At 65.2% G+C, this 11,523-nt stretch carries 12 protein-coding genes; 8 read left to right on the top strand and 4 right to left on the bottom strand.

Annotation, left to right across the window (positions count from 1 at the left end; all coding sequences use genetic code 11):
* Positions 1 to 5 precede the first annotated feature (5 nt).
* Positions 6 to 1,055, top strand: a complete 1,050-nt coding sequence (locus tag ASE88_RS03215) for a lipocalin-like domain-containing protein (RefSeq protein ID WP_235527791.1) — start codon at positions 6 to 8, stop codon at positions 1,053 to 1,055.
* On the opposite strand, the gene ASE88_RS03210 is transcribed toward ASE88_RS03215, so the two are convergent.
* Positions 1,031 to 2,248: an MFS transporter gene (locus ASE88_RS03210; RefSeq protein WP_056475377.1), complete on the bottom strand. Its 1,218-nt coding sequence runs from the start codon at positions 2,246 to 2,248 to the stop codon at positions 1,031 to 1,033. The two genes, ASE88_RS03215 and ASE88_RS03210, sit on opposite strands and share 25 nt — an antisense overlap.
* 83 nt (positions 2,249 to 2,331) lie before the next feature.
* On the opposite strand from ASE88_RS03210, the gene ASE88_RS03205 reads away from it, so the two are divergent.
* Positions 2,332 to 4,002 (top strand): formate--tetrahydrofolate ligase, encoded by a 1,671-nt coding sequence (locus ASE88_RS03205; protein WP_056475374.1) that lies wholly within the window; start codon positions 2,332 to 2,334, stop codon positions 4,000 to 4,002.
* 120 nt (positions 4,003 to 4,122) lie between these two features.
* On the opposite strand, the gene ASE88_RS03200 is transcribed toward ASE88_RS03205, so the two are convergent.
* The 3 genes from ASE88_RS03200 to thiS all read right to left on the bottom strand — a co-directional run bounded on the left by ASE88_RS03200 (position 4,123) and on the right by thiS (position 6,313).
* On the bottom strand, positions 4,123 to 4,776 hold the full coding sequence (locus ASE88_RS03200; protein ID WP_055875957.1) for an HAD-IA family hydrolase: 654 nt from the start codon (positions 4,774 to 4,776) through the stop codon (positions 4,123 to 4,125).
* Positions 4,777 to 5,015: 239 nt separating this feature from the next.
* Positions 5,016 to 5,198 (bottom strand): CsbD family protein, encoded by a 183-nt coding sequence (locus ASE88_RS03195; RefSeq protein ID WP_055875955.1) that lies wholly within the window; start codon positions 5,196 to 5,198, stop codon positions 5,016 to 5,018.
* A 122-nt stretch (positions 5,199 to 5,320) separates the two neighbouring features.
* A complete protein-coding gene (gene thiS, locus ASE88_RS03190) occupies positions 5,321 to 6,313 on the bottom strand; it encodes a sulfur carrier protein ThiS (protein WP_082466160.1) in 993 nt (330 codons plus the stop codon).
* Positions 6,314 to 6,434: 121 nt separating this feature from the next.
* Here thiS and aroQ point away from each other — a divergent pair, with 121 nt between their 5' ends.
* The 6 genes from aroQ to glnA all read left to right on the top strand — a co-directional run bounded on the left by aroQ (position 6,435) and on the right by glnA (position 11,255).
* Positions 6,435 to 6,869, top strand: a complete 435-nt coding sequence (gene aroQ, locus ASE88_RS03185; RefSeq protein ID WP_056475371.1) for a type II 3-dehydroquinate dehydratase — start codon at positions 6,435 to 6,437, stop codon at positions 6,867 to 6,869.
* A 14-nt stretch (positions 6,870 to 6,883) separates the two neighbouring features.
* The gene (accB, locus tag ASE88_RS03180) at positions 6,884 to 7,372 is read left to right on the top strand and encodes an acetyl-CoA carboxylase biotin carboxyl carrier protein (RefSeq protein WP_056475369.1); all 489 of its coding nucleotides are present in this window, start codon (positions 6,884 to 6,886) and stop codon (positions 7,370 to 7,372) included.
* Complete coding sequence (gene accC, locus ASE88_RS03175) at positions 7,372 to 8,724, top strand: acetyl-CoA carboxylase biotin carboxylase subunit (RefSeq protein ID WP_056475366.1); 1,353 nt, start codon at positions 7,372 to 7,374, stop codon at positions 8,722 to 8,724. Before accB ends, accC begins: the two co-directional genes overlap by 1 nt.
* 102 nt (positions 8,725 to 8,826) lie before the next feature.
* Positions 8,827 to 9,162: an arsenate reductase family protein gene (locus ASE88_RS03170; protein WP_056475364.1), complete on the top strand. Its 336-nt coding sequence runs from the start codon at positions 8,827 to 8,829 to the stop codon at positions 9,160 to 9,162.
* Between the two features lie 184 nt (positions 9,163 to 9,346).
* Positions 9,347 to 9,685 (top strand): P-II family nitrogen regulator, encoded by a 339-nt coding sequence (locus ASE88_RS03165; protein ID WP_055875939.1) that lies wholly within the window; start codon positions 9,347 to 9,349, stop codon positions 9,683 to 9,685.
* A 157-nt stretch (positions 9,686 to 9,842) separates the two neighbouring features.
* Positions 9,843 to 11,255, top strand: coding sequence for a type I glutamate--ammonia ligase (gene glnA, locus ASE88_RS03160; protein WP_056475362.1), 1,413 nt, complete (start codon positions 9,843 to 9,845; stop codon positions 11,253 to 11,255).
* Positions 11,256 to 11,523: the final 268 nt, after the last annotated feature.

Raw genomic sequence — 11,523 nt, 5'->3', positions numbered from 1 at the left:
GGCCCATGATCCTAACGGCCCTCGCGCTGATCGCCGCGACATCGGCGGGCTCCGATTATTCCGTCGTCCGCCCCGGCGCACGCTTCGTTTTCCCGCGCGAGCATGGCGCGCACCCGGCATTCCGTACCGAATGGTGGTACGTAACCGGCCTGCTCAAGACCCGCGAAGGCCGCGATCTCGGCTTCCAGATCACCTTCTTCCGTACCACGCCCAAGACGAACCCGGCCAACACGAGCCGGTTCGCGCCGAAGCAGGTCCTGTTCGCGCATGCCGCGCTGTCGGACCCGCGTCTCGGCCACCTGCTCCACGGCGAGCGCGCCGCGCGTTCCGGTTTCGGACTTGCCCGGGCGCGGATCGGCGACACCGACGTGCGTTTGCGCGACTGGCGGATCCGTCGCCTTCCCGACGGACGCTTCGTCACGACCGTCTCGACGCCCGATTTCGCGCTGTCGCTAACGCTCACACCACGCCAGCAGCCACTGCTCGAGGGGTCGGATGGATACAGCCAGAAGGGCCCCCGCCTCGAGCAGGCGAGCTATTATTACTCCGTCCCACATCTAGCCGTGTCTGGAAGGCTCACCCGTAAAGGGCAGGTGCAGCCAGTCACCGGTCAGGCCTGGCTTGATCGCGAGTGGTCCTCCGATTACCTCGGCGGCGGCGCGGTCGGTTGGGATTGGACGGGGCTAAATCTCGACGATGGCGGTGCGCTGATGGCGTTTCGGATCCGCGGTCCTGGCAGCAAACAGTTATGGGCCGGCGGCTCGCTCCGCCGTCCCGACGGTCGCGTCATCCGTTTCGCGCCCGGCGACGTCCGCTTCGAGCCGCTCAACCAATGGCGCTCGCCGCGCACCGGGGCGGTCTATCCCGTGACGCAGCGTCTCAGCCTGCGCTTGCCCGAAGGCATTCGCCGGTTCGACCTGAACCCGCTCTTCGCCGATCAAGAGCTCGACGCACGACGTAGCGGAATGCCCGTCTATTGGGAGGGTGCGGTGCGCACGGCCGGCGGCAGCGGGTATCTCGAGCTGACGGGTTACGCGGCTCCGCTGAGGATGTGATCGCCGCGCGGCTCGGTCAGGAACAGCGCGAACGCCGCGACCGCAAGCCCACCGCCGACCGCCATCGTCGCGGTCCAGCCGCCATGATACAGGCTGACCGAGGCCAGCATCGATCCTGCCGCGCCGCCAAGAAACACGACGGTCATGTAGATCGCGTTGATCCGTCCGCGTGCATCGGGTGCGATCGAATAGATCACGCGCTGCCCGAGCACCTGGTTTAACTGCGTCGCCGCATCCAGCAGGATCGCTGCAGCTGCAAGCATCACCAACAGGTGCGTCGCACCCGCCCACCCGGCGATGAGGCATGCCAGCACCGCGCCGCCGAGCGCGACCCCGGTACCGATCCGAATATAGCCCCGATCGCCCAACCGTCCCGCGATCGGTGCGGCTAGTGCGCCACCCGCCCCTGCCAATGCGAACAAGGCGATGCCCCCCTGCCGGAGCGCGAACCGCGTAGCCAGCACCAACGGCACCGCGGTCCAGAACAGGTTGAAGATCGCGAACATCGTCGCCTGATAGGCCGTCCGCCGCCGGATCGCCGGCGTCCGTGCCAGTAGGCGAAAGCTCGAGGCTAGGATCTGTCCATAGCCCAGGCCGGGGCTCGGCCGCCGCTCTGGCAGCATCTTCGCGAGCAACAGCGCAAGCGCGACCATGGCTACCGCTGAAACCGCGAAGATCGCGCGCCATCCGGCGAGCGAGGCAAGCCCGCTCGCCAGCGGACGCGCAAGCATGATCCCGGTGATGAGACCGGCCATGATGTTACCGATCACCTGGCCGCGCTTGGCATCCGGGACAAGGTGCGCGGCGAGCGGCACCATTATCTGCGCACCAACAGAACAGAACCCGGTAACGAACGAAAACACCAGGAAACCCAGCGCCCCTTGTGAGAAGAAGATTCCGATGAGCCCGAGTGTCGTGCCTGCAACCATTGTCAGGATAAGCCGCCGATTCTCGACCAGATCGGCGAGCGACACGATTAGCAATAAGCCGGCGCCATAGCCTAGCTGCGTCAGCGTCACGATGGCGCCGGCCGTGCTGCCATGCAATCCCAACGCAGGCGCAATCTCACCGATCAGTGCTTGCGCGTAATAAAGGTTCGCCACCATCATCCCGCATGCGACCGCGAACACCATCGTCAGAGCGGGGGGCATTCCCGTGAAAGCTTCGGGCTTATTGCTGTCGATATCCGTCATTGCTGCCGCGTTTACGGAGATGGCGTCGTCTGCGCTAGCTTAGCGTCTGGAATCCTGCCGTGTCTCTCGCTAGGCACGCGCGCATGGAAACCGATATCGCTATCGCCCGCAGCGTCGCGCTGCGCCCCATCGCTACTATCGCGGACGGCCTAGGCATTCCCGACGCGGCGCTCGAGCCCTACGGCCGCTACAAGGCGAAGATCGCGCTCGACTGGCTCCAGACGCGGCAGAGCGTCGCACAGGGGCGACTGATCCTCGTCACCGCGATCAACCCGACCCCTGCGGGCGAAGGCAAGACGACCACCTCGATCGGCCTCGCCGACGCGCTGCGCCATACCGGGCGCAAGGCGGTGCTGGCACTGCGCGAACCCTCGCTCGGCCCGTGCTTCGGGACCAAGGGAGGCGCGACCGGTGGCGGTCGCGCGCAGGTCGCGCCGATGGAGGATATCAACCTTCATTTCACGGGCGATTTCCACGCGATAACCGCCGCGCATAATCTGCTCGCGGCGATGATCGACAATCACATCCACTGGGGCAATGCGCTCCAGATCGACGTCCGCCGCGTGGTATGGCGCCGCGTGCTCGACATGAACGACCGGGCGCTGCGCGACATCGTCCAGTCGATCGGCGGAGTCGCCAACGGGTATCCGCGCGAATCCGGGTTCGACATCACCGTCGCATCCGAAGTCATGGCGATCTTGTGCCTTGCGGCCGACCTGGCCGACATGGAGCGTCGGCTGGGCGACATCGTCGTCGCCTATACGCGCGACCGCCAGCCGGTCACCGCGCGCGACCTGAAGGCGGATGGCGCGATGGCGGTGCTGCTGGCGGAAGCGATCAAGCCCAACCTCGTCCAGTCGCTCGAGGGCACGCCGGCCTTCCTGCACGGCGGGCCGTTCGCCAACATCGCGCATGGCTGCAACTCAGTGATCGCGACGCGTGCAGCGCTGTCGCTCGGCGATTACGTCGTGACCGAGGCCGGGTTTGGCGCCGATCTCGGCGCGGAGAAGTTCTTCGACATCAAATGCCGCCAGGCGGGGCTCGCGCCAGACGCAGTTGTGATCGTCGCCACCGCGCGCGCGCTGAAGATGAACGGCGGGGTCGCCAAGGCCGATCTCGCGCACGAAAATGTCGAGGCGGTGCGCAAGGGCGCGGTTAATCTCGTCCGCCACATTGAGAACATCCGCCAGTTCGGCGTTCCCGCGATCGTCGCGATCAACCATTTCTACACCGACAGCGACGCGGAGATCGCCGCGATCGTCGAGGCCGCCGCGCAGCATGGCTCACGCGCGATCCTGTGCCGGCATTGGGCCGAAGGTGGCGCAGGCGCGGTCGTGCTGGCCGATGCGGTCGCCGAACTCTGCGAGACGCATGGCGGCGGATTCGCGCCGATCTATGGCGACGAGCTGTCGCTGTTCGAAAAGATTGATACCGTCGCGCGGCGCATCTATCGCGCGGAGCATGCGGTCGCCGATCCGAGCGTGCTGGCGCAACTCAAGCGGTGGGAGGATGCGGGCTATGGCCACCTCCCCGTCTGCCTTGCCAAGACGCAATACAGCTTCTCGACCGAGCCCGCGCTGCTCGGTGCGCCGACCGGGCATATCGTGCCCGTCCGGGAAGTGCGGCTTTCTGCCGGTGCCGGCTTCGTGGTGGCGATCTGCGGCGAGATCATGACGATGCCCGGCCTGCCGCGAGTGCCCGCGGCAGAAGCGATCCATCTAAACGACGAAGGTCTGATCGAAGGGCTGTTTTAAGACCCCGGACGCACCCTTGCCCCCCCGTCATCCTGACGGAAGTCAGGATCCAGAGCCACGAACGTTGCGGACTGTTACTCTGGATCCTGACTTCCGTCAGGATGACGGACGGCGGACAGGTCAGTCACGCGTGACGACGAGGTCATCCTCGCCGACGGTTATCGAGAGCCCGACATAATCGACCACCGTCGGATGCGACGTCTTCACCCCGTGCGAGTGCGTCGCGGTAACCACGAGCACATCGGCCCCTGCCGCTTCCCCCGCGGTTATCCCCGCAGCCGCGTCTTCGAACACCAGGCAATCGCCGGCCGCGACGCCCAGCCGCTCGGCGGCAACCAGGAAACAGTCCGGCGCTGGCTTGCCGTTCGGAATGTCGTCGGCGGCGATCATCGTCGCGGGGACCGGAAGCCCCGCGGCCTTCAGGCGGACTTCGGCAAGCGCGCGCGGCGCGGATGTGACGATCGTCCAGCGCTCGGGCGGCAAGCTGGCGAGGAACGCCGCAGCGCCGGCGATCGGCGCGATGTCATCCACATCCTCCATCTCGGCTGCGGTGATCGCCGCAGCTTCGGCGACCGGATCGACACCGGGAAGCCCAAGCCGCCGCACCGTCTCGACCGATTGCACCCCGTGGATCGTCGGCACGAACGTCGCGGCGTCGAGACCGTGTGCGATCGCCCATTTGGTCCAGGTGCGCTCGGCCGACGCGATTGAGGTGAGGATCGTGCCGTCCATGTCGAACAGGAACGCGGCGTAGCTGCGGGTGGGGAAGGTCATGGGGGTGATCGTGAGAGAGGTTAGCGGGTTGGGCAAGCCATACTATCCGTTCGTCATTCCCGCGGAGGCGGGAACCCATACTGGCTGACGGCGCGGGTCTATCGAGGCGACATAAATGATGGATCCCCGCCAGCGCGGCGATGACGGTGTTAGGTGATACCCTGCGCCCCGACTGATGCGCAAAGAAAAGGCCGCCCCGATTTCCCGGGGCGGCCAATATTCCTGTATCAAGCCAAAGCTTAGATATCGTCGCCGAGTGCGCCCTTGACGCTGCCCTTGACGTTCTGCGCGGTGCCCTTGGCCTGCTGCGCTTCGCCTTCGGCTACCAGACGGTCGTTATCGGTCGCCTTACCAACGGCTTCCTTGACGTTGCCTGCAACCTTGTTGCCTGCCGCTGCGACCTTGTCGGTGAACTCGCCCATGAGAGCCTCCACTTGTTTCGCTGGCCCGCCAATCGGGCCGCTTGAACTTGTGAGGGTATAACGGCCGTCTTTACCGTGGGTTCCGTGACGTTTGCGTCATGACCCAGTTTGCTAGGGCACGATCAGATCAAACCGGCCAGCGGGCTCGACGGGTCAGCGTAGCGTCGCTGCCCCATCCGCCCGGCGCGATAGGCCAGCCGCCCCGATTCGACCGCGGCCTTCATCGCCGCCGCCATCATGAGCGGATCCTTCGCTTCGGCGATCGCGGTGTTCATCAGCACGCCGTCGCAACCCAGCTCCATCGCGACCGCTGCATCGGAGGCGGTGCCGACGCCCGCATCGACCAGCACGGGCACCCCTGCCCCCTCGACGATCAGCCGGATCGTCACGCGGTTCTGGATGCCAAGCCCCGAGCCGATCGGCGCGCCCAGCGGCATGATCGCGACCGCGCCCGCATTCTCCAGCCGCTTGGTGGCGATCGGATCGTCGACGCAATAGACCATCGGCTTGAAACCCTCATTCGCCAGAATCTCGGTCGCGCGCAGCGTCTCGACCATGTCGGGATAGAGCGTCTTTGCCTCGCCCAGCACTTCGAGCTTCACCAGCTCCCAGCCGCCCGCCTCGCGCGCCAACCGCAGCGTGCGAATCGCCGATTCGGCATCGAAGCAGCCCGCGGTGTTGGGCAGGTAAGTGATCTTCTTGGGGTCGATGAAGTCGGTGAGCATCGGTGCGTTGCGATCCGACACATTGACGCGGCGCACGGCGACCGTGACGATCTCCGCGCCCGACGCCGCGACGGCGGCGGCGTTCTGCGCGAAATCCTTATATTTGCCGGTACCGACGATCAGTCGTGACGTGAACGTCTGCCCCGCGACGGTCCAGCTGTCGGAATGATCGCCGCCGCCGACGAAATGCACGATCTCAAGGTCGTCGCCGTCCTCGACCATGACGTCTGCCAGCGTCGAGCGCGACACCACTTCCATGTTGCGCTCGACCGCGATCTTCTCGGGAACGAGGCCGAGTTCGGTAGCGAGTCCAGCCAGCGAAAGCCCGGCGGTGACGCGCTTGTGCTCGCCGTTGACGGTGATCGAGACGGTGCCATCGGAATGGGGCATATGTGTGTGATCCACTATACAGCGAAGGCGCGGCTCGACTTGTCGCGAGACGGGCCTGTAAGGAATGGCGTGACGCGCATATAGAGACCGCTCCCCAGCGCCCGCAACCGAAAGGCCACCCTTGCCCGATACGATATTCGTCCTGAACGGCCCCAACCTCAACCTGCTGGGGACGCGCGAGCCGGAGATCTATGGCGACGAGACGCTCGACGATATCGCCGGGATGCTCGAGGACCGCGCGCGCGAACTCGACCTGACGATCGACATGCGCCAGTCGAATCACGAGGGGCACCTCGTCGACTGGATCCAGGAGGCGCAGGCGCGCGGTGCCAAGGCGGTGATTCTCAACGCCGGCGCGTTCACGCACACCTCGGTCGCGGTCCATGACGCGATCAAGGGCGTAAAGACGCCGGTGATCGAAGTGCATCTTTCCAATCCCCATAAGCGTGAATCGTTCAGGCATGTGAGCCTGGTCGGGCAGGCGTCGAAGGGTACGATCGCGGGTTTCGGCGCGCTTTCGTATCTGCTTGCGCTTGAAGCCGTCGCACGGTTCTGACAGGAGGCCCCGCCATGACCGACACTACAGAAAACACGGGCGCGATGCAGGTCGATGTGACCCTGGTGCGCCAGCTCGCCGAACTGCTCGACACCACGCAGCTGACCGAGATCGAAGTCGAGGACGGCGCGCGCCGGATCCGCGTTGCGCGAAAGGCCGCCCAGGCCGCGCCCGTCGCGCATTACGCGCCCGCCCCCGCGGCGGCCCCCGTCTCCGCCCCGCTCGCGATCCCGCAGGCCGAGGTCGGCGCGTCCGCCCCCGCGACCAGCGCGAACGCGGTGAAGTCGCCAATGGTCGGCACCGTCTATCTCGCCGCCAACCCCGAGGCCAAGCCGTTCTCGACCATCGGCCAGAAGGTCAATGCGGGCGACACGCTGCTGATCATCGAGGCGATGAAGGTGATGAACACGATCGTCGCGCCCTCGGCCGGCACCGTCACCGCGATCCTCGTCGAGAACGGCCAGCCGGTCGAATTCGACCAGCCGCTGGTCGTGGTGGAATAATGCCGCAAATCAAGAAGCTGCTCATTGCGAACCGCGGCGAGATTGCGCTGCGGATCCACCGTGCCTGCCATGAGATGGGCATCAAGACGGTGGCGGTCCATTCGACCGCCGACGCCGATGCGATGCACGTGCGGCTCGCGGACGAGGCGATCTGCATCGGACCGCCGTCGGCCACCGACAGCTATCTGAACATTCCCAACATCATCTCGGCCGCCGAGATCAGCGGCGCGGACGCGATCCATCCTGGCTATGGCTTTCTCAGCGAGAACGCGCAGTTCGCCGAGATCGTCGAGCTGCACAACATCCTGTTCGTCGGGCCCAAGCCCGAGCATATCCGCACGATGGGCGACAAGGTCCAGGCCAAGCGCACCGCGGGCGCGCTCGGGCTGCCGCTCGTCCCCGGCTCCGACGGCGCGATCAGCGACATCGCCGAGGCCAAGGCGATCGCCGAATCGATCGGCTATCCGGTGATCATCAAGGCCGCATCCGGCGGCGGTGGTCGCGGCATGAAGGTCGTCAGCGACGCCGAAGACCTCGAAACGCAGATGCAGCAGGCCGGCAGCGAGGCGAAGGCCGCGTTCGGCGATGCCACCGTCTACATGGAAAAATACCTCGGCAATCCGCGGCATATCGAATTCCAGATCTTCGGCGATGGCAACGGTAACGCGATCCACTTGGGTGAGCGCGACTGCTCGCTCCAGCGCCGTCACCAGAAGGTGCTCGAGGAAGCCCCCTCGCCGATCATCACCGCGGAAGAGCGCGAGCGGATGGGCGGCATCGTCGCCAAGGCGATGGCCGACATGGGCTATCGCGGTGCGGGGACGATCGAGTTCCTGTGGGAAGCGGGCGAATTCTACTTCATCGAGATGAACACCCGGCTCCAGGTCGAGCATCCGGTGACCGAGATGATCACCGGGCTCGACCTCGTGCGCGAACAGATCCGCGTCGCCGAGGGCCATCAGCTGACACTGCGCCAGGAAGACGTGCAGTTCCGCGGTCACGCGATCGAATGCCGCATCAACGCCGAGGATCCGCGCACCTTCGCGCCGTCGCCGGGGCTGGTGAGGGTCTATCACGCGCCGGGCGGGATGCATGTCCGCGTCGATAGCGGGCTGTATGCCGGCTACCGCGTGCCGCCCTTCTACGACTCGATGATCGCCAAGCTGATCGTCTACGGCACGACCCGCCAAGGCGCGCTGCGTCGGTTGCGGCGTGCGCTCGAGGAGATGGTGATCGAGGGCGTCACGACGACGATCCCCTTGCACCGCGCGCTGCTCGACGATCCCGAGTTCCAGGAAGGCGCGTACACGATCAAGTGGCTGGAAGAGTGGCTCGCCAAGCAGGGGGCGTAAGCTCCTTTGCTACCTAGAGTGTTCTCCCGCGAAGGCGGGAGAACACGAACCGGGCGGGACACGTGTTCTGGCCGGGGCGAGTTCGATAACGACGGAGCATGTGTGAAGGCGACGATCTACCACAACCCACGCTGCTCCAAGTCGCGCGAGGCGCTCGCGTTGCTCCAAGACGCGGGTGCCGACGTCAGGATCGTCGAATATCTCAAGACGCCGCCCTCGCGCGCCGAATTGGTCCGCCTCTACGATCGCGCGGGCATGACGCCGCGCCAGGGCCTGCGCATGGCCGAAGACGGCGCCAAGGCAGTCAAGCACGGCGATTCCGAGGCGATCCTCGACGCGATGATGATCGATCCGCTGCTGATCGAGCGCCCGCTGGTCGAGACCGACAAGGGCGTACGCCTCGGCCGCCCGATTGCCCGGCTTCACGAGATCCTGTGATCGATACCCCTGCCCTCGCATTGCGCACGCTCCCAGCAGATGCCGCAATTTCGGGCAGTGAAATCAACGCGATTCCGCGGTTGCCCGAGGGCGTCGTGGCTGGCACGCTTGGTGCAAGGCGCCCGGAAGGGCGTACGGCTCGCTCGCCAGGGCGAGGCTTTCAACGACAACCGGGGGCGTACCTGTGAAAAAGATCGAAGCCATCATCAAGCCGTTCAAGCTCGATGAGGTGAAGGAAGCGCTGCACGAGATCGGCGTCAGCGGCATCACCGTGACCGAGGCCAAGGGCTTCGGCCGGCAGAAGGGCCACACCGAGCTGTACCGCGGTGCGGAATATGTCGTCGACTTCCTGCCCAAGGTGAAGCTCGAGGTCGTTGTCGAGGACGGCCTTGCGCAGCGCGTCGTCGAGGCGATCGCCGCGGCCGCGCAGACCGGCCGGATCGGCGACGGCAAGATCTTCGTCATCCCGGTCGAGAGCGCGCTGCGCATCCGCACCGGCGAGCGCGACGACGACGCAATCTAGTTCAGATCCACGCATACGGCGTTGGTCAGTTCCTGTTGACGGGGGGTGACGACATCGTCATTTGACGCAGCGCAACATTGTGTGGAAATCACGTTCCATACCGCAATTAGATTCCCCGCATGACGCGGTGGAAGTCTCAAAACGAAGGGCAAGCATCATGGCGAATTCGGCCTCCGACGTTCTCAATATGATCAAGGACCAGGAGATCGAGTGGGTCGATCTGCGGTTCACCGATCCCAAGGGCAAGTGGCAGCACCTCACGATGGTCGCCAGCCTGATCGGCGAAGACGAGCTGACCGACGGCCTGATGTTCGACGGCTCGTCGATCGAGGGCTGGAAGGCGATCAACGAGAGCGACATGACGCTCAAGCCCGATCTCGATGCGGTCTATGTCGATCCGTTCTCGGCGACGCCGATGATGATCCTGATCTGCGACATCGCCGATCCGTCGACCGGCGAGCTGTACGCGCGCGATCCGCGCTCGACCGCCAAGCGCGCCGAAGCGTATCTGCTGACCACCGGCGTCGGCGACACCGTCTATGTCGGCCCCGAAGCCGAATTCTTCATGTTCGACGACGTCCGTTTCGAGAACAGCTATTCGACCAGCTACTACAAGATCGACGACATCGAGCTGCCGGGCAATTCGGGTCGCGAATATGAGGGCGGCAACCTCGGCCACCGTCCGCGCGCCAAGGGCGGCTATTTTCCGGTCGCGCCGGTCGACAGCGCGGTCGACATCCGCGGCGAAATGGTCTCGACGATGATCGAGATGGGCCTGCCGTGCGACAAGCATCATCACGAGGTCGCGGCCGCGCAGCATGAGCTGGGCCTGACCTTCGGCACGCTGACGCAGACCGCGGATCGCATGCAGATCTACAAGTACGTCGTCCACCAGGTCGCGCATGCGTACGGCAAGACGGCGACGTTCATGCCCAAGCCGATCAAGGAAGATAACGGCTCGGGGATGCACACGCACTTCTCGATCTGGGAAGGCAAGACCCCGCTGTTCGCCGGCAACGGCTATGCGGGCCTGTCCGACATGTGCCTGTATTTCATCGGCGGCATCATCAAGCACGCCAAGGCGGTCAACGCGTTCACCAACCCGACGACCAACAGCTACAAGCGCCTCGTCCCCGGCTACGAAGCGCCCGTGCTGCTCGCCTATTCGGCACGCAACCGCTCGGCGTCGTGCCGCATCCCGTACGGCACCGGTCCCAAGGCGAAGCGCGTCGAAGTGCGCTTCCCCGACGCGCTGGCCAACCCGTATCTCGCTTATGCGGCGCTGATGATGGCCGGCATGGACGGCATCCTGAACAAGATCCATCCGGGCGAAGCGATGGACAAAAACCTGTACGACCTGCCGCCAGCAGAACTCGCACAGGTCCCGACCGTCGCTGGGTCGCTCCGCGAGGCGCTCGACTGCCTGCTCGCCGATCACGACTTCCTGCTGAAGGGCGACGTGTTCTCGAAGGACCAGATCGAGAGCTATGTCGAGATCAAGCGCGCCGAAGTCGCCCGCTGGGAAATGACGCCGAGCCCGGTCGAGTATGACATGTACTACAGCGGCTGAGCTGCCGCGCCGGCAGCGGGGCGCGAAAGCGCACAGCCGCTGTCGGCCGGCGTCGCGAAAAGTGACGACCGACGGCGTGGCTTCGCCACGACGTTGACCGACAAGAGGGCGCCCGGAGCAATCCGGGCGCCCTTCTTCTTTGTCCCGCTTCCAATCACCGCCCTCTGTAATCTTCTTTACACAACGACAGCCACGACATTGGTCAGGTGACATCACCACCTCGTGGCGGAGCGGATTCTCCACCAGAGCCGGTGTCAACAACCCTACA

It is taken from the genome of Sphingomonas sp. Leaf38 (assembly GCF_001421825.1).
GTDB lineage: Bacteria > Pseudomonadota > Alphaproteobacteria > Sphingomonadales > Sphingomonadaceae > Sphingomonas.
Note: the sequence above shows the minus strand (reverse complement) of the source record. Positions and strands in the feature narration are given on the sequence as shown.